The following is a 17950-nucleotide window of genomic DNA, read 5'->3' as shown; positions in this document are numbered from 1 at the left end:
AAATCAGCCCCCCAGCCGGTGGAACTCGCTCCCGAAATAGACCATCGGCCGCCCCGGCCCCACCCGCACGTTCTGGACCTCGGCCACCAGGATCACGTGATCCCCAGCCGCATGCCGGTCCCGCACCTCGCACTCCATGACCCCCAGCGCCCCCGGCACCCCGAGGCCGCCCTCGGGCAGTGAGGTGAAGGGAGCGCCCGCGAACTTGTCGCCCCCCTTCGTCGCGAACCGCCGCGCCACCCCCACCTGATCCTCCGCGAGAATGCTGATCGCACACGCGGAGGACGACCGGAACGCCTCGTAGGAGTTCGCCGTCTCCGCCAGACACACGAGCACCAGCGGTGGATCCAGCGACACCGAGCAGAACGAGCTCGCGGTGAAGCCGTGCGGGTTGCCGTCCGCGTCGCGCGTCGTGGCCACGACGACGCCGCTCGCGAACCGCGCCATCGTCGCCCGGAATTCATCGATGCCGTGGCCGAGCTCCACGGTCATGACGAGGACTCCGGCCCGAGCCGGCCCAAGGAGGCGAGCAACGCCAGTTGGCGGGCGTCACGCTCCGCGGCGAGCCGTTCGTAGGCCCCGGCCCCGCGGCCGAACGCATCCTCCGCCTGCTCGACCAGCAACTCGACCGCCGGACCGTCCAGTTCGGGGGTGCCGAGGTGCTGCCACTCCGCCGCCATCCTCGGCCCTACGGCCTCCAGCATCCGCCGCAGCCCGCCGGGCCCGCCGCCGAGGTGGAAGGCGCGGAAGGGCCCGACGGCCGCCCAGCGCAGCCCGATCGAGCCGGTCACCACCGCGTCCAGCTCGTCGACCGTCAGGACGCCGTCGAGCACGAGGTGCACGGCCTCCCGGAAGAGTGCCGACTGCAGGCGGTTGGCCACCGTCCCGGTCACCGGCCCGCGCACCGCGACGGGCGTCTTGCCGAGCGACCGGTAGAAGTCGAGGGCCCGGGTGACGGCGTCGGGGTCCGTGCGGGTGCCGGGGATGATCTCCACGAGCGGGATCAGGTGCGCCGGGTTGAAGGGGTGGCCGATCAGGAGCCGCCCGGGGTCGGCCATGTCCGCGCCGATGTCGTCGGTGCGCAGCGAGGATGTCGAGGACAGCAGCAGCGCGTGGCCGGGCGCGATGTGCTCGATCCCGGCGAACAGCTTCCGCTTCTCGGCCAGGTCCTCGCGCAGGTTCTCCTGCACCACGTCGGCCCCGGCCACAGCCTTCGCCACGTCGGGCTCGACGGTCACGCGTTCCAGCAGCTCCGCCGGGTCGGCGGGCCCGCCGGGCAGGGTCGGGGCGAACAGCCCGACCCCTTCGCGCACGGCCCGCTCCGCGTCCGCGCGGCGGGAGTTGACGCGGACGTCGAGGCCGTGCGCGAGGAACAGCGTCGTCCAGGCCAGGCCGATCGTCCCGGCGCCGACGACCGCCGCGGTCCGTACGGGCCCGCCGGCCGTACCGCTCATCGGCCCTGCGCGGCGAAGTGCGGTGCCACGTGCTCGGCGAACAGCTCCAGCGAGCGCCGCGACTGCTCCACCGGCAGCAGGCCGGAGTGGATGGTGAGGCTCACGGTGATGTCCGCGCCGTACCAGGACTCGATCTCCTTGAGCTGCGTCAGGACCTCGTCGGGGGAGCCGGCCAGCAGCTTGTTGTCGGCGAGCTTCTTGTCGAAGTCGTAGTTCCTGGTGGCGTCGAGGATCTTCTCGTAGCCGGGGTACGCGCTGCTGGACACCTCGCCCCACGCCCGGACCGCCTCGCCGAGGCGCTCGTTGTAGCGCTCCTCGTCGTAGCGGGCGATGCGGCGCGCCTCGGCGCCGTCCTCGGCGAGGTAGCAGGGGTAGCTCAACTGGACGTTGCCCTCGCCCTCGTGGCCCGCCTCGGCGCGCGCCGCGCGGTAGGCCGCGATCAGCTCCCGGGTCCGCTCCCGGTTGGACGTCGCGGGGACGAGCAGCAGGTGGTAGCCGTTGCGCCCGGCCTCCTCGCAGGACTCCTGGCTCATCGCGGTGGCGATGTAGACCGGGGGATGCGGCTTCTGCACCGTACGCGGCTGGAGCGTCACCGGCCCGAACTTGTGGAAGCGGCCCTCCCAGACCACGTCCTCCTCGGACCACAGCCTGCGGCACGCCTCGACGCCCTCGGTGAAGATCGCGCGGCTGTCGTCGATGGAGACGCCGAAGGCGGCGAACTCGTCGGGCAGGAAGGCCCGTCCGAAGCCCACGTCGAGCCGGCCGTGCGAGAGGTTGTCCAGCATCGCCAGCTTGCCCGCCAGCTTGACCGGGTGGGTGAAGGCCGGGATGACCGCGCCGGTGATGATGCGGACGTTGCGGGTCCGGGCGGCGGCCGCGGCCAGGAAGGTCACGGGGTCGGGGCTGTACCCGCCGTAGTCGAAGAAGTAGTGCTCCACCGTCTTCACATGCCGGTAGCCCAGCTCGTCGGCCCGCTCGATCAGGCCCAGCGCCTCGTCGTAGTAGGTCTGGGCGTCCTTGTCCTTCGGTCCCACGGTGGGGAAGAACGTCACACCGAATTCCACATCGCACCTCGTCGCATGCCGGTTTCACCTGAGCACAGCGACAGTCACAAAGTCGGCTCGCGGGTCGCTCGACGCCCGATCGAGCCCGGGTGGATCTCCCTTGCCCCGAAAGGCACTTGTTGCGAATGCTGTTGCGCAGCAGCACAGACATGATGGATAGTTGGTGGGAGCCAACCAACTTGTGAGGGGGAGGCAGTGCGGGAAGAAACCGTTGCGCGGACGTCGGGCGATGCCCCCGCGGCGAGCACCGAGCAGGAGACGGGACGGGTGGCGGGCGCCCTCGCGGTCGTGGGGAACTGGATGTTCTCCACCGCGATCCGGCGGCGCATCATGGCCGACTCCGGCCTCGGACTCCCGCTCGGGGACTACACCCTGCTCGCCCAGATCTCCCACGGCGGGCCCGTGCGGCTCTCGGTGCTGGCCGAGGCCATGGAGGTCGACAAGTCCACGCTCACCCCGCCCGCCAAGCGGCTGGAGGAGCAGGGCCTCATCGAGCGCTCGCCCGATCCCACGGACGGCCGGGCGCAGTTGGTGAAGGTCACACGGGCCGGCCGGCTGGCCATCACCAAGCTCTGGAAGGCCCGCGCGCGGGCGGTCGCCGAGCTGATGACCGACTGGGACGCGCCCGATGTCGCGTATCTGGCGGACAGCCTGGAGGCGCTCGCGGACGAGATCAAGAAACGGGGGTACTGAGCCCGGTGAAAAGCCCGTTAAGCGCCCCGCAACCGGAGTCAGGAACGGGAGAGGGCGCGTTACCCACCGCCCCTCCCACGGCCGTCTCCCCCTTGCCCGCCGGGCGTCGGCCGGCCGCACCCTGGGTGATCGTCACCCTCGCGTGCCTGGGCCAGTTCATGGTCCTGCTGGACGTCTCGATCGTGAACGTCGCCCTCCCCTCCATCCAGGAGGGCCTCGGCTTCACCCCCGCCGACCTGCAATGGGTCGTCAACGCCTACACCCTGACCTTCGCCGGCTTCCTGCTGCTCGGCGGGCGGGCCGGTGACCTCTTCGGCCGCAAACGCGTCTACATCGCGGGCATCGCCCTCTTCACCCTCGCCAGCCTGGCCGGCGGACTCGCCACCGGCCCGGAAGTCCTGGTCGCGGCGCGGGCGTTGCAGGGCGTCGGCGCGGCCGCGCTGTCACCGGCCACACTGGCCCTGCTCACCACGACCTTCCCCGAAGGGCCGCGCCGCACCGCCGCGCTCGGCCTGTGGAGCGCGGTCGCGGGCGGCGCCGGAGCCGTCGGCTCGATCAGCGGCGGCGTCCTGACCGGTTATCTGTCCTGGCGCTGGGTGCTGCTGGTCAACATCCCCATCGGCATCGGCCTGATCATCGCCTCCGCCCGCGCGCTCCAGGAGCGCCGCGGCGACGGGCCGCGGCGCCTGGACGTGGCGGGCGCGATCACCGTGACCCTGGCCCTGATGGCCCTGGTCTACGGCATCGTGAGCACCGCGGACCACGGCTGGGGCGACGCGCGCGTCCTCGTACCGCTGATCGCGGGGATCGCCCTGCTCGGGCTGTTCGTGGCGATCGAGACGCGCTTCGCCGCGGTGCCGCTGATCCGGCTGGGCGTGCTGCGCTCCAGGTCGGTGACCGGCGGCAACCTCGTCGGCCTGCTGATGAACGCGGCCTTCCTGTCGATGTGGTACTTCGTCTCGCTCTATCTGCAGGACGTGCTCCACTTCAGCCCCGTGAAGGCCGGGCTGGCCTTCATCCCGCACACGGTCATGGTCATGGTCGGCGCCCGGCTGAGTTCCCGCCTGGTGCACCGGCTCGGCCACCGGCCGCTGATCCTCGCCGGAGCGCTCAGCGCGTTCGCCGGCTTCGTGTGGCAGGCGCAGCTGACGCCGCACGGCGACTTCCTGCTGATGGTGGTCCTGCCCGGCATCCTGATGTCCCTGGGCGTCGGGCTGGTCTTCACCCCCGTCGCGGCCGCGGCCACCTCGGGCGTCGCCCCGGCCGACGCGGGTGTGGTGTCGGGGCTGCTGAACACCTCGCGGCAGATGGGCGGCGCGCTCGGCCTCGCGGTGCTGACCACCCTCTCCACCGCGCGCATCCACTCGGAGTCCACGGGCGCGGGCCCCACGGCCGACGCCATGGTCTCCGGATACAGCCTGGCCTTCGTGGTGGCCGCCGCCTTCGTCGCGGTCGGCGCGATATCCGCGCTGGTGCTGCCACGGCACCGGAATTGAACGAGTCCCAAGGAGCGTCACATGGTCAACGAAAGTGAGCAGCCCACCGCTTCGGCACCGCTGAAGTTCCGCGAACCGAACCCCCTCGCCGAGGGCAACTACCCGGGATTCGCCCCCCGTTCGGTCACCGAGAACGGCCTGCGCATCGATTACGACGTCGCGGTCCCGATGCGCGACGGCGCGGAGCTCTACGCGAACGTCTACCGCCCCGAGCACACCGCCGAGGACCTCCCCGTGATCATCGCGTGGGGCCCGTACGGCAAGCACGGCGGGCGCACCACCGCGCCGAGCCGCAGCGTCGCCAGCGGGGTGCGGCACGAGCAGCTGTCGGAGTACACCGCGATCGAGGCCCCGGACCCGCAGTTCTGGTGCCCCGACGGCTTCGCCCTGATGTACGTCGACCCGCGCGGCACCTGGTGGACCAAGGGCGACTACACCCTGGCCTCCGACCAGGAGGCCCGGGACTTCCACGACGCGATCGAGTGGGCGGGCACCCGCGACTGGTCCAACGGCAAGGTCGGCCTGTCCGGCGTCTCCTACCTCAGCATCGCCCAGTGGCGGGTGGCGGCCACCCGGCCGCCGCACCTCGCCGCGATCAACCCCTGGGAAGGGCTGACCGACTTCTACCGCGACATCGCCTACCACGGCGGCATCCCGGAGACCGGGTTCATGGAGACCTTCGCCCGGCGCAGCCTCGGCTACTCCACGACGCGGGTGGAGGACCTGGAGACCCTGCACAAGGAGCACCCCTTCTTCGACGCCTACTGGCAGGCCAAGGTCGCCGACCTCGCCGCGATCGAGGTCCCGGCGTACGTGGTCGCCAGCTGGTCCAACCAGGGCCTGCACGGGCGCGGCACGCTGGAGGGCTTCAAGGCCATCTCCTCGCCGCAGAAGTGGCTGGAGGCGCACGGCCGCAAGACATGGCAGTACTACTACGAGCCGGAGAGCCTGGAGAACCAGCGGCTGTTCTTCGAGTGGGCGCTCAAGGGCGTCGACAACGGCTGGACGCGGCGGCCCAAGGTCCTCACCGAGGTCCGCGAGCGCCACTCCGTGGGCGAGTTCGCGCAGGAGACGGAGTGGCCCATCGCCCGCACCGCCTACACCCCGCTGCACCTCGACACCGCGGCCGCCACCCTCGACGAGAAGCCGTCGGAGACCTCGACCGCGCTCCGCTACCCCGCGCAGGGCGAGGGGAACGGCGCCCGCTTCCGCCACGAGTTCACCGAGCGGACCCGGCTGACCGGCCACGCCAAGCTGCGGCTGTGGATCGAGGCGGACGGCTCCGACGACGCCGACCTCTTCGTCGTCCTGCGCAAGATCGACCGCTCGGGCGAGGCCGTGCCCTTCCCGTTCTTCGCGCTCTACGACGACGGGCCGATAGCCCTCGGCTGGCAGCGGGCCAGCCACCGCGCCCTCGATGCGGAGCGGTCCACGCCCTGGCAGCCCTGGCACACCCACGATCGCGAGGAGCGGCTGGAGCCGGGCGTGCCGGTGCCCGTGGAGATCGAGATCTGGCCGTCCTCCACCCTCTTCGAGGCGGGTGAGCAGCTCGAACTGATCGTCCAGGGCAGCGACTACATGACCGGGGTCCTGCCCGGCCACCGCACCACGCGGAACGCGGGCGACCACATCATCCACAGCGGTGGCGACCACGACTCCCACCTGCTGATCCCGGTGATCCCGTCGGCCTGACCGAGGCCGAGCGGAATCGATCCCAGCCCACCACAAGGAGTTTCACACCCATGCGCGCGGTACTGCTGCATCAGTTCGGCCCCCCGGAGAACCTTCGGATCGGCGAGGTGACCGCGCCGGCCCCCCGGCCGGGAGAGGTCACCGTGGACGCCGCGGCCATCGGGGTCCAGTTCCTGGAGACCCAGGTCCGCTCGGGGAAGATGGGCGGCGTCCTGGGCGGCGCGCCCTTCCCCGTCGTCCTCGGCAAGGAACTCGCGGGCACGGTCGGCGCGGTGGGCTCCTCCGAGCACACCCACCTGATAGGCAAGCGCGTCCTCGCGAGCACCGTCGCCACCGGCGGCTACGCCGAGAAGGCCGTCGTCCCGGCGGACTCGGTCATCGAGATCCCCGCCGGGCTGGACACCGAGGACGCCCTCGCCCTCTACCGCTACGGCTGCACGGCCGCCGGACTGATCCGCGCCGCCCGCCTCGGCCCCGGCGACCGCGTCCTCGTCCAGGCCGCCGCCGGCGCCGTCGGCACGCTGCTGGTCCAGCTGCTCAAGGCCGCGGGCGTCGGGACCGTGATCGGCACGGCGCGCGGCGAGCACAAGCTGGCCCTGATCAAGGAGCTGGGCGCGGACGTCGCCGTCGACTACTCCGAGGGGGCCTGGGAGAACCAGGTCCGCGCCGCGCTCGGCGGCACCGTGGACGTGGTCTTCGACCACATCGGCGGCCCCGTCTCGAAGACGGCCTTCGGGCTGCTCACCGGCGGCACCGGCCGCTTCGTCACCTTCGGCTTCTCCAGCGGCTCGCCCGTGGAGATCGGCCCGATGGAACTCCTCGGCCGCGGCCTGACCCTCACCGGCTTCACGGCCGGCCAGGTATGGAGCCGCCCCGACCACGCCCGTGAGCTGGTCACCGAGGTGCTCGACCTGGCGGTGGCCGGGCGCGTCAAGGCCGTCATCGGCCAGCGCTTCCCGCTGGCGGAGGCGGCGGCCGCGCACGCGGCCGTCGAGTCGCGGGCCACCGTCGGAAAGACGTTGCTCATCCCCTGAGAGCGACGCCCCTTATTTATCCGACCGATTCGACGTTCACTGATGAAATCGACAAGGAGAGAACGGGACATGGCAACAGACGCAAAGATCCTGGTGGCCGGTGCGACCGGACTGCTCGGCAGCCAGATCGCCGCGAACCTGCTGGACCGCGGCGCGAGCGTGCGGGCCCTGGTGCGCCCCGGGATCGACGCGGAGAAGAAGGCCGCGCTGGGCGCCCTTCAGGAGCGCGGCCTGGAGCTCGTCGAGGGTGACATCACCGACGACGTGGACAAGCTCGCCGGTGCGCTGAGGGGCGTGGGGACCGTGGTCTCCGCCGTCCAGGGCGGCCCCGAGGTGATCGTCGACGGCCAGGAGAACCTGCTGCGCGCCGCCGAGAAGGCCGGGGTCTCCCGCTTCGTGCCCTCCGACTTCGCCATCGACATCTTCAAGCTCGACTACACCGACAACTTCATGATCGATATGCGCAAGAAGGCCGCCGAGCGCTTCGCGGGCTCCCCGGTCTCCGTGCTCTCCGTGCTCAACGGGGCGTTCATGGAGGTCATGATCGCCTTTATGCAGATCGTGGACTTCGAGAAGAACACCTTCTCCCACTGGGGCGACCCCGACCAGCCGATGGACCTGACCTCCGTCAAGGACACCGCCGCCTTCACCGCCGCGGCCGTGCTCGACCCGGCCCTGGCCGGCGGGGCCGTACGGTTCTCCGGCGAGGTCCTCTCGATGCGTCAGTTTCACGCCGCCGTCGAGCGCGCCACGGGCCGTACGCTCGAATTCCGCACGCTCGGCACGGGCGCCGAGCTGCGGGCCGAGATCGAGCGCCAGGCGGAGCAGACGCAGAACCCCTTCGACTACGTCGCGCTGCAGTACCAGTGGGGCATGGTGACCGGCAAGGCGAAGTTCGACTCCCTGGACAACGACCGCTACCCGGAGATCGTCCCCACCTCGGTGGAGGAGTTCGTCCGGCAGAACGCGCCGGGTGCCTGACAACCGGCTGTGCATTGAATGAGTGACGCCTCGGCGGGTCCGGCAGTGTGCCGGGCCCGCCGTTGTCATGCCGCGGCGCGGGCAACGCCCCGTACTCCACCGCGACTTGAATCAGCCTCCAGGGGACTTGAGAAGACTCCCTCTCGCCGGGAACCAGCAGCGGTTCCCCCGCAGGTCCTCAGGTTCTCCCCGAAAGGCAGATCCCTATGAGCATCTCCCGCAGCCGCCGCGTCGCCACCCGCGCCGGTCTCCTCGCCGCCTCCGTCGTCACCGCCGTCGCCGGCCTCGGCGCCACCGCCGCGGTCGCCGCCGACACCGGCACCGCCGCCCCGCACGTGGCCTCGGACGCCACCACCCACAACTCCCTGCTGGGCGTGTGGAAGGTCAAGGGCATCGCCAACGGCAACCCCGTCGAGCCGACCTACACCTTCAAGGCCGACGGCACCTTCGTGATGATCCCGGAGAACAACGCCTACGTCGGCAGCGGCACCTGGAAGCAGCAGCGCGACGGCTCCTTCACCTTCCACCTGGAGCACTACATCTACGCCGACGGCAAGCCGGTCTCCCAGATCAAGGCCGAGCAGGCGGGCAAGGTCACAGGCGACACCTTCAACTCGTCCGGCATCTCCGGCCGCTACGACCTCTCCGGCAACCTCCTGGAGACCTTCTCGGTCACCATCTCGGGCACGCGTCTGTCGAAGTGACCCGGGGACGGCCGCCCCGCCGGCACGCGCCCCACCACGGGCCGGCGGGCGCGGCCCCCACCCGGCCGTGAGCACACCCGCCCCATCCGCACCACACCGCACCGAGGAGGCACAGGACGTGCAAGCGGTCGATGAGAAGCTGCACTCCCGCGTCACGCAGTTCTACGCGCGCCAGATGCAGGCACTGGACGCCGGGCGCTTCGAGGAATACGCCGGGACGTTCACCGAGGACGGCGTCTTCCAGCACACGCCGGGCACCGAGCCAGCGCGCACCCGCGAGGGGATCCTCGCCGAACTGCACGAGTTCAACAAGAAGTACGTGGACGACCCGGTGCAGCGTCGCCACTACTTCAGCCAGCTGCTGCTGGAGCCGCAGGACGACGGCACGCTCCGCTCCACCGTCTACGCCCTGATCGTCCGGACCCGGCCCGGCGACCGGCCGGAGGTCTGGCCCAGCTGCGTCGTGCACGACGTGATCGTGGCCGACGACGAGACCGTCCTCCTCAAGTCCCGCCACGTGTCCTACGACTGATGTTCCACACCTAGGAGTTCTCCACCATGCACAGCACCGCAGGAACCACCCCGTGACCCGGCGCGTGGTGATCACCGGCATCGGGGTCCGCGCACCCGGCGGGTCCGGGACGAAGGAGTTCTGGAGCCTCCTCAGCGAGGGGCGCACGGCCACCCGGGAGATCAGCTTCTTCGACGCCTCGCCGTTCCGCTCCCGCGTCGCGGGCGAGGTCGACTTCGACCCGCGCGCCGAGGGCCTGACCCCGCGGCAGATCCGGCGCATGGACCGGGCCACCCAGTTCGCCGTGGCCTGCACCCGGGAGGCGCTGGCCGACAGCGGCCTGGACACCGCCGGCCTCGACCCGCACCGGGTGGGCGTCACCCTGGGCAGCGCGGTCGCCTCCGCCACCAGCCTCGAGAACGAGTACCTGGTGATGTCCGACTCCGGCCGGGACTGGCTCGTCGACCCCGCCCACCTCTCGCCGTACATGTTCGACTACCTCTCGCCCGGTGTGATGCCCGCCGAGGTGGCCTGGGAGATCGGCGCCGAGGGCCCGGTCGCGATGGTCTCCGACGGGTGCACCTCCGGCCTGGACGCGGTCGGGCACGCCGTCACGCTGATCCGCGAGGGCTCCGCCGACGTGATCCTCGCGGGCGCCACCGACACCCCCATCTCGCCGATCGTCGTCGCCTGCTTCGACGCCATCAAGGCGACGACCTCGCGCAACGACGACCCCGCGCACGCCTCCCGCCCGTTCGACGGCAGCCGCAACGGCTTCGTACTCGCCGAAGGCTCCGCGATGTTCGTCCTGGAGGAGTACGAGGCCGCCAAGGCCCGCGGCGCCCACATCTACGCCGAGGTCGGCGGCTACGCGACGCGCTGCAACGCGTACCACATGACCGGTCTGAAGAAGGACGGCCGCGAGATGGCCGAGGCCATCCGCGCCGCCCTCGGCGAGGCCCGCCTGGACGCCACCGCCGTCGACTACATCAACGCGCACGGCTCCGGCACCAAGCAGAACGACCGCCACGAGACAGCGGCCTTCAAGCGCAGCCTCGGACAGCACGCCTACAACGTGCCGGTCAGCTCCATCAAGTCCATGGTCGGCCACTCGCTCGGCGCCATCGGCTCCGTCGAGATCGCCGCCTCCCTGCTCGCCATCGAGCACGGCGTCATCCCGCCCACGGCGAACCTGCACACACCCGACCCCGAATGCGACCTGGACTACGTGCCGTTGACCGCGCGCGAGCAGCGCGTCGACACCGTCCTGACGGTCGGCAGCGGCTTCGGCGGCTTCCAGACGGCCATGGTCCTGCACCGCCCGGAGGTGGCCGCATGAGCACCCCCACCCGCACCGTCGTCACCGGCATCGGCGTCGTGGCCCCGGGCGGCCTGGGCCGCGAGGAGTACTGGAAGGCGCTGCTCACCGGCAGGAACGGCATCACCGGGATCACCCGCTTCGACGCCTCCCGCTATCCGTCCCGGCTCGCCGGGCAGATCCAGGACTTCGAGGCCAAGGAGCATCTGCCCTCCCGGCTGCTGCCGCAGACCGACGTCTCCACCCGCTACGCCCTGGCCGCCGCCGACCGGGCCCTCGCCGACGCGGGCCTCGGCCCCGGCTCCCCGCTCGCCGACTACGACGTGGGCGTCGTCACCTCCACCGCGCAGGGCGGCTTCGACTTCACCCACCGCGAGTTCCACAAGCTCTGGAGCAAGGGCCCGGAATTCGTCAGCGTCTACGAGTCGTTCGCCTGGTTCTACGCCGTGAACACCGGCCAGATCTCCATCCGCAACGGCCTGCGCGGCCCCAGCGCCGCCCTCGTCACCGAGCAGGCCGGCGGCCTCGACGCGATCGGCCACGCCCGGCGCACGGTACGGGCCGGCACCCGGGCCGTCCTCACCGGCGGCGTCGACTCCGCGCTCGACCCCTGGGGCTTCGCCTCCCAGCTCGCGGGCGGCCTCGTCAGCACCTCGACCGACCCGGAGCGGGCGTACCTCCCCTTCGACGCCGACGCCCGCGGCCATGTGCCCGGCGAGGGCGGTGCCATCCTCGTCACCGAGGACGCCGACTCCGCCCGGGAACGCGGCGCCGAGCGGGTCTACGGCGAGATCGCCGGCTACGCGGCCACCTTCGACCCGGCCCCCGGCAGCGACCGCCCCTCCGGCCTGCGCCGCGCGGCCGAACTCGCCCTGGCCGACGCGGGCCTGGCCCCCGGCGACATCGACGTCGTCCTCGCCGACGGCGCCGGGCGGCCGGACGCCGACCGGGTGGAGGCGGAGGCGCTCCGCGCGGTCTTCGGCCCGCGCGGCGTGCCCGTCACCGCGCCCAAGGCCCTCACGGGCCGGCTCGCGGCGGGCGGCGGCGCGGCCGACGTGGCCACCGCCCTGCTCGCCCTGCGCGACCAGGTGATCCCGCACACCGCGCACACCGGCTCCGTGCCCGAGGAGTACGGACTCGACCTCGTCGTCGGGCAGCCGCGGGAAGCGGCACTGCGGTCCGCGCTCGTCCTCGCGCGCGGCCGCCACGGCTTCAACTCGGCGGTCGTGGTGACCGCGGCAGACACCCACAACTGAGGGGAACCCCCATGGCACAGCTGACCCTTGACGACCTCCGCCGCGTCCTCATCGCCTGCGCGGGCGAGAACGACGACGTCGACCTGAGCGGCGACATCCTCGACGTCCCCTTCGAGGAGCTCGGGTACGACTCGCTCGCCCTGATGGAGAGCGCCGCCGCCATCGAGCGCGAGGCGGGCATCTCCGTCTCCGACGACGCGGTCTCCGACGCCGGGACGCCGCGCGCCCTGCTCGACCTGATCAACGGGGCGGTCCGGGCGGCCTGAAGCCGGCCGCTCCTGCCGCACCGCGGGGCCCGCGGCGTCACGCGGGCCCCGCTCCCCGTCCGCCCCGTCCGCCGTAAGGGAGAGCCCTGTTCCCATGCCCGCCGTCACTCCGCACCGCCTGCACCGCGTCGAGCACACCCGCACCGTCGACGCGCCCGCGTCCGCGCTGTACGACCTGGTCGCCGACGTCACCCGCTGGCCCGCCGTCTTCGAACCGACCGTCGCCGTACGCCACCTGGAGCGCTCCGAGGGCGCCGAGCGCTTCGAGATCTGGGCCACGGTGGGCGGCGAGGTGGCCCACTGGACCTCGCGCCGTACCCTCGACGCCGCCCGCCGCTACGTCCACTTCCGGCAGGAGCACAGCACGCCCCCCGTCACCTTCATGTCCGGCGGCTGGCTCTTCCGCGAGCTCGCCGACGGCAGGACCGAGGTCGTCCTCCGGCACCGCTTCACCCTCGCCGACGACTCTCCCGCGACCCTGGCCGCCATCACCACCGCCCTGGACACCAACAGCGGACGTGAACTCGCCGCCCTCGCCCGCGTCGCCGAACTGGGCCACCCCGTCGACGACATCGTCTTCACCTTCACCGACACGGTCCCGCTGCGGACCACGGCCACCGAGGCGTACACCTTCGTCGCCCGCTCCGACCTGTGGCCCAGGCACCTTCCCCACGTCGCCCGGGTCGACCTCACGGAGCCGCGCCCGGGCATCCAGCACATGGAGATGGACACGACCACGGCCGACGGCTCCGCCCACACGACCCGCTCCGTCCGCGTCTGCGACGGCCCGCGCTGGATCGCCTACAAGCAGCAGCTCCCGCCGGCGCTCCTCACCGGCCACAGCGGCGAATGGACCTTCACCGACTCCCCGACGGCCCCCGTCGCCACGGCACGCCACACGGTCGCCCTCTCCCCGGAGGGCGTCGGAGCCGTCCTGGGCCCGGACGCGACCCTCGCACAGGCGCGCACGTACATCCGCGAGGCGCTGGGCCGCAACAGCATGACGACCCTGGAGCGGGCGGGATCGGTCGGCACCGGGCTGCCGTCCTCGGGGGACGCCGTGTCGTAGCTCCCGTGGCCGGGGCACCCTTGCCTCAGGGGAACGTCCTGACGTTGGTGAGGTCCACCGCCTTCCGCAGGGCCTTGGCGAGCCGGACGGCGTCGTCGACCGCCCAGAGGTGGACGAAGAACAGCCGCGGTTCGTCCCGCAGGCCGTGGTTGTGGAGGTCGACGACCTCGATCCCGCCGCGGGTCAGGGCCTTCAGCACGCCCTGGACCTCGTCGGCCACCATCACGAGGTCGCCGTTGAGGGCCGCCCGGCCGCCGCCCAGGGACTGGAAGATGAAGGCGGAGATCGCGCCGAGTCCCGGCGGCAGGACGTGACCGCCGTCGACGATCGTCTCCTGGCGGGCGAAGACGCACTTGTAGACCTCGCCGTAGTGGGACCCCTTGGCGCCCAGCGCGGCGTCCATGCCGTCGGTGTCCAGGTCGCCCGCCGGCGGGCCGTGCGGCTGGGGCGGCGGGGTGCCGGTGCGGTCCATCGCCGCGCGCATGCCGCGGGCCAGGGCGACCGGGTCGCGCCCGTGGCCGTGCACATGGGTCCACCACATGTCGGGGCTCTGCGCGAGCAGGTGCTTGTGGATCGCGGTCTGCTCGATCCCGTGCCGCTGCAGGGTCTTGGTCACGCGCTGGAGCTCCTCCTCGGCGACGGCGAGATCGCCCATCATCATCGTGCTGCCGTCGGCGTAGCGGACGAAGGCCACGTGCGAGCCGAGGGCGAGGCCCGGGGAGATGCTGACGCCGCGGGAGACCACGTGGAGATCGTGGCGCGGGTAGTCGGTGTGGTAGACCAAGCCGCGCGCCATGCTGCCCGAGCGGCCCAGTACGTCCGCGATGTCCTTCCAGTCCGCCTCGGTGGTGGGAAGGGGCTTGACCGTCGTGACGCCGCCCTCGCTGCCTGCGGGCCCGTTGCGGGTCGCGGCGGCGGTGCCCGCCAGGGCGGGCACCGACACGAGCGCGCCCGCGGCCAGCAGCAGCCGCCTCGACATGGACCGCCGGGCCCGACCGTCCGGCTGCGGGTCTCCACTGACCATATGAGCACCTCCGTGACCAGATCGAATCACGAGTGCGCGAAGGCGTCGTGAGCACAGGAGCGGACGGGTGAAGGGGCGCCGCGCGTGGTCACCGCGGCCCCGGAAGCGCGTTCCGTACCTCTGTCACCTGTTCGGGCTAATTCGAGTACTTCGTTACATGCGTTCGGGGGACCATGGGCATGTACGCCCTCACCGGCCCGTTTCCCGGCCGGACACCTGGCGCAAGCACCCGTCTGGAGCACCTGCGATGGAATCCGACGTTTGGACATGCCCTTTCGACTTCGCCCAGGCCCTCGAGTTCGACCCCATGCTCAAGCGGCTGCTCACGGATGAACCCGTCGCCCGCATCCGCATGCCCTATGGAGAGGGCGAAGCATGGCTCGTCACCCGCTACGAAGACGTCCGCACGGTCACCACCGACCGCCGCTTCAGCCGCAGCGCGGTCGTCGGCCGTGACTATCCGCGGATGACGCCCGAGCCGATCATCCAGGCCGAGGCCATCAACGTGATGGACCCGCCGGCCAGCAGCAGGCTGCGCAGCCTGATCGCCAAGGGCTTCGCGCCACGCCACGTGGACCGGATGCGCGTGCGCACCCAGTACGTCGTGGACGACCTGCTGGACCGGATGAAGGAGCACGGCACCCCCGCCGACCTCGTCGAGCACATGGCCTCGCCGCTGCCCATGACGACGATCTGCGAGGTCCTCGACATCCCCGAGGCCGACCGCACCCAACTGCGCCGCAACGCCTGGACGATGATGGGCGTCGGCGCGAGCGGCCGCGAGGCGGCCGTCAAGGCCAAGGCCGAGCTGCGCGCCTATTTCGACACGCTGACCGCCCAGCGGCGCGCGGACCCCGGCGACGACCTGATCAGCACGCTGGCCCTCGCCCGCGACGGCGACGAGATCCTCAATGACGAGGAGCTCTCCGTGATGGCCATGGTCCTGCTCATCACCGGCCAGGACACCACCTCGTACGAGCTGGGCAACATCTCCTACACCCTGCTCACCCGGCCCGAGGTGGCGGCCGTGCTGCGCGAGCGGCCCGAGAGGCTGCCGCAGGTGATGGAGGAGCTGCTGCGGTTCATCCCCTTCCGCAAGGGCGTCGGCATCCCGCGCGTCGCCCTGGAGGACGTGACGCTGAGCGGCGTCACGATCAAGGCCGGCGACATGGTCCACGTCTCGTATCTGACGGCCAACCGCGACGAGCGGAAGTTCGAGCGCTCCGACGAACTCGACCTGGACCGCAAGGCCCCGCCCCATATGACCTTCGGCTGGGGCTCCCACCACTGCCTGGGCGCCCCCCTGGCGGCGATGGAGCTCCAGGTGGCCCTGGGCACCCTCCTGCAGCGCTTCCCGGACCTGACCCTCGCGGTCCCGAAGGAAGAGGTCCCGTGGAACACGACCTCGATCTGGCGCTATCCGACATCACTGCCGGTGGTGTGGTGAGGGCGGCGCGGGGCGGATGAGCCGCCGGGGCCGTGTCAGGCGGCCTCGACGGTCCAGATCTGATCGGTGGACCAGCGGCAGTCCTCGACCACCGCTCGCACGGCGGCGCCCTTGGCGGTGAGGCAGCGGCCGTTGTCCGCGTTCATCACGGCGTAGTCGCGGCCCGAGCCGCGCACGGGGTAGAACCGCCATCGCTGGTTCGGGAAGTAGCCGTCCGGGGTGCCCCGGTGGTCCTGCGCGTAGCCGATCTCCCACATCTGGACGTACTGCTTCCCCTTGTCCATGTCGAGCAGTCGGCGGTTGGCCGTGGCCAGGTTGGTGACCATGAAACTTCGGTCGGTCTCGACGTGCTGGAGCTGCCAGACCTCGCCGGAGTCCCCTTCGGTCCTGGTGGTCGCGACCTCGCTGCCGTTCATGTCCCGCCCGCCGATGTTGGCCAGACGGAGGCCGCCGTTGTGGAAGCGGACCCGCTGCGGCAGCGGGGACGGCTCGACCTCGCCCGACGGCGTCCGGGTCTCCTCCGGGCGCGAGGGGGAGGGCAGGACGGACGGGGGACGGGCGTCGTCGGACGGCGCCGAGGTCGTGGGGACGAGGGGGAGCGGCGGGAGGGGCCGCGTCGACCACGGTGCGGGCGGTGCGGGGGCACCGCGCGACGGGACACCCTGCGGGGACGCGGGGTGTCCCGCCGCACCGGACCGGTGACCGAGGGGCGTCAAGGGGGCGGCGGCGCCGGGACCTTGGCTGTGCGCCCCGCCGGTCGGGTAGGCGCTCCCGGAGCCGGAAGGCTGGGTGGAGGGCGGGACGAGCCGCCCCGGCCGTGACGGACCGGGCGGGTAGGGCGCCGAGGAGCCGATGGGGTCGTCCGCCGCGTACCGGCGCCCGTCCCCCGCACTGCCGGCACTCACGGTCAGGGAGACGAGGAAGGCGAGCGCGACCACGACGGCCCCCGCGACCAGGGCGTTGCGGCGGGTGCTCCACCCGCCTCGTGGCCGGCCGGGCACGCCTGCCGGGGCCGGGGTCGCGCCCACGCCGACGACGCCGTCGGCCCGAACGCCGTCGGACAGCCCCTCCCGCACCTCGGCCAGCGCGCGGCGCATGCTCGCGGCGTCCGGCCGGCGTTCGTCCGCCGTCTTGGACAGGGCCTGCCGCACGAAGTCCCCCACCGAGGGCGGGACGTCGTCGGGCAGTGCCGGCGGTGGTTCGGTGAGGTGTTTGAGGGTGATCTCGAAGGCCGTCTCCCCGTCGAAGGGCACGCGGCCGCTGAGCATCTCGTACAGCACGACGCCCACGGCGTACAGGTCGACCGAGGGCGTGACCCCGCCCCGTGACGCCTGTTCCGGTGCCTGGTAGGGGGCGGTGCCCAGGCGCAGGCCGGAGGCGGTCAGCCGCGGGGAGAAGGCCGGTCGGGCGATGCCGAAGTCGGCGACCAGCACCCGGCCTTCCCGCACCAGCAGATTGGCGGGCTTGATGTCGCGGTGCACGATCCCGGCCTCGTGCGCGGTGTGCAGCGCGTCGAGGATCTGGTCGGTGAACTCCAGCGCCCGCGGGACCGGAAGCGGGCCCTCCCGGTCCAGCAGTGTGGTCAGGGGCTCGCCGTCGACGAGTTCCATGACGAGGAACGCGGTGGGGAACTCGTGCGCATCGCTCTGTCCGTAGTCGTAGACGGAGACGATGCCCGGGTGGTTGAGCCGTGCCATGACCTTGGCCTCGACGCGGAAGCGCTCGTCGAACCCGGCGTCGTCGTCGGCGAGGGGGCGGAGCAGCTTCACCGCGACCTGACGCTCCAGAACGTCGTCCCAGCCCAGCCAGACATCGCCCATCGAGCCGCCCGCGAGCCGTTCTACGAGGCGGTAACGGTCCCCCAGGACTCTCTCGGTCACGGTCCCCCTTGTGATCGTGTCGCACAGACTATCCTGCAACCCCTACGGAAAGAATTACACG

The 17950-nt window shown here is 71.8% G+C and carries 17 protein-coding genes; 12 read left to right on the top strand and 5 right to left on the bottom strand.

The features are described from left to right. Positions 1-3 precede the first annotated feature (3 nt). The 3 genes from DXZ73_RS17230 to DXZ73_RS17220 are packed head-to-tail and all read right to left on the bottom strand — an operon-like array spanning position 4 to position 2506. Positions 4-492, bottom strand: coding sequence for a flavin reductase family protein (locus DXZ73_RS17230; RefSeq protein WP_116211881.1), 489 nt, complete (start codon positions 490-492; stop codon positions 4-6). Further along, positions 489-1454 carry a 3-hydroxyacyl-CoA dehydrogenase NAD-binding domain-containing protein gene (locus DXZ73_RS17225; RefSeq protein WP_116211880.1) on the bottom strand — a complete coding sequence of 322 codons (966 nt, stop codon included), beginning with the start codon at positions 1452-1454 and terminating at the stop codon, positions 489-491. Before DXZ73_RS17225 ends, DXZ73_RS17230 begins: the two co-directional genes overlap by 4 nt. Further along, the gene (locus DXZ73_RS17220) at positions 1451-2506 is read right to left on the bottom strand and encodes an LLM class flavin-dependent oxidoreductase (RefSeq protein ID WP_240351384.1); all 1056 of its coding nucleotides are present in this window, start codon (positions 2504-2506) and stop codon (positions 1451-1453) included. Before DXZ73_RS17220 ends, DXZ73_RS17225 begins: the two co-directional genes overlap by 4 nt. A gap of 207 nt (positions 2507-2713) precedes the next feature. Here DXZ73_RS17220 and DXZ73_RS17215 point away from each other — a divergent pair, with 207 nt between their 5' ends. The 11 genes from DXZ73_RS17215 to DXZ73_RS17165 all read left to right on the top strand — a co-directional run bounded on the left by DXZ73_RS17215 (position 2714) and on the right by DXZ73_RS17165 (position 13538). Further along, a complete protein-coding gene (locus tag DXZ73_RS17215) occupies positions 2714-3211 on the top strand; it encodes a MarR family winged helix-turn-helix transcriptional regulator (RefSeq protein ID WP_162890231.1) in 498 nt (165 codons plus the stop codon). A 92-nt stretch (positions 3212-3303) separates the two neighbouring features. After that, entirely contained in the window at positions 3304-4707 is a 1404-nt protein-coding gene (locus DXZ73_RS17210; RefSeq protein ID WP_240351383.1) for an MFS transporter, read from the top strand. Positions 4708-4728: 21 nt separating this feature from the next. Then, positions 4729-6399: a CocE/NonD family hydrolase gene (locus DXZ73_RS17205; protein WP_116211877.1), complete on the top strand. Its 1671-nt coding sequence runs from the start codon at positions 4729-4731 to the stop codon at positions 6397-6399. Between the two features lie 50 nt (positions 6400-6449). Continuing rightward, positions 6450-7433 (top strand): zinc-binding dehydrogenase, encoded by a 984-nt coding sequence (locus tag DXZ73_RS17200; RefSeq protein WP_116211876.1) that lies wholly within the window; start codon positions 6450-6452, stop codon positions 7431-7433. Between the two features lie 69 nt (positions 7434-7502). After that, entirely contained in the window at positions 7503-8414 is a 912-nt protein-coding gene (locus tag DXZ73_RS17195; protein WP_116211875.1) for an NmrA family NAD(P)-binding protein, read from the top strand. Positions 8415-8620: 206 nt separating this feature from the next. Then, complete coding sequence (locus DXZ73_RS17190; RefSeq protein WP_116211874.1) at positions 8621-9118, top strand: hypothetical protein; 498 nt, start codon at positions 8621-8623, stop codon at positions 9116-9118. A gap of 118 nt (positions 9119-9236) precedes the next feature. Then, positions 9237-9650 carry a nuclear transport factor 2 family protein gene (locus DXZ73_RS17185; RefSeq protein ID WP_240351382.1) on the top strand — a complete coding sequence of 138 codons (414 nt, stop codon included), beginning with the start codon at positions 9237-9239 and terminating at the stop codon, positions 9648-9650. Positions 9651-9702: 52 nt separating this feature from the next. Then, positions 9703-10968 carry a beta-ketoacyl-[acyl-carrier-protein] synthase family protein gene (locus DXZ73_RS17180; RefSeq protein WP_116211873.1) on the top strand — a complete coding sequence of 422 codons (1266 nt, stop codon included), beginning with the start codon at positions 9703-9705 and terminating at the stop codon, positions 10966-10968. Further along, on the top strand, positions 10965-12203 hold the full coding sequence (locus DXZ73_RS17175; RefSeq protein ID WP_116211872.1) for a ketosynthase chain-length factor: 1239 nt from the start codon (positions 10965-10967) through the stop codon (positions 12201-12203). Before DXZ73_RS17180 ends, DXZ73_RS17175 begins: the two co-directional genes overlap by 4 nt. An 11-nt stretch (positions 12204-12214) precedes the next feature. Further along, positions 12215-12469 carry an acyl carrier protein gene (locus tag DXZ73_RS17170; protein ID WP_116211871.1) on the top strand — a complete coding sequence of 85 codons (255 nt, stop codon included), beginning with the start codon at positions 12215-12217 and terminating at the stop codon, positions 12467-12469. A gap of 94 nt (positions 12470-12563) precedes the next feature. Next, entirely contained in the window at positions 12564-13538 is a 975-nt protein-coding gene (locus DXZ73_RS17165; protein WP_116211870.1) for an aromatase/cyclase, read from the top strand. Between the two features lie 25 nt (positions 13539-13563). On the opposite strand, the gene DXZ73_RS17160 is transcribed toward DXZ73_RS17165, so the two are convergent. After that, positions 13564-14562, bottom strand: coding sequence for a DUF1259 domain-containing protein (locus DXZ73_RS17160; protein ID WP_116211869.1), 999 nt, complete (start codon positions 14560-14562; stop codon positions 13564-13566). Between the two features lie 247 nt (positions 14563-14809). Here DXZ73_RS17160 and DXZ73_RS17155 point away from each other — a divergent pair, with 247 nt between their 5' ends. Continuing rightward, the gene (locus tag DXZ73_RS17155) at positions 14810-16009 is read left to right on the top strand and encodes a cytochrome P450 (protein ID WP_116211868.1); all 1200 of its coding nucleotides are present in this window, start codon (positions 14810-14812) and stop codon (positions 16007-16009) included. A 35-nt stretch (positions 16010-16044) separates the two neighbouring features. Here the strand turns inward: DXZ73_RS17155 and DXZ73_RS17150 are convergent, their stop codons facing one another. Continuing rightward, a complete protein-coding gene (locus DXZ73_RS17150) occupies positions 16045-17889 on the bottom strand; it encodes a serine/threonine protein kinase (RefSeq protein WP_116211867.1) in 1845 nt (614 codons plus the stop codon). Positions 17890-17950 lie beyond the last annotated feature (61 nt).

It is taken from the genome of Streptoverticillium olivoreticuli subsp. olivoreticuli (assembly GCF_003391135.1).
GTDB lineage: Bacteria > Actinomycetota > Actinomycetes > Streptomycetales > Streptomycetaceae > Streptomyces > Streptomyces blastmyceticus.
This window is presented reverse-complemented; position numbering and strand designations above follow the sequence as displayed.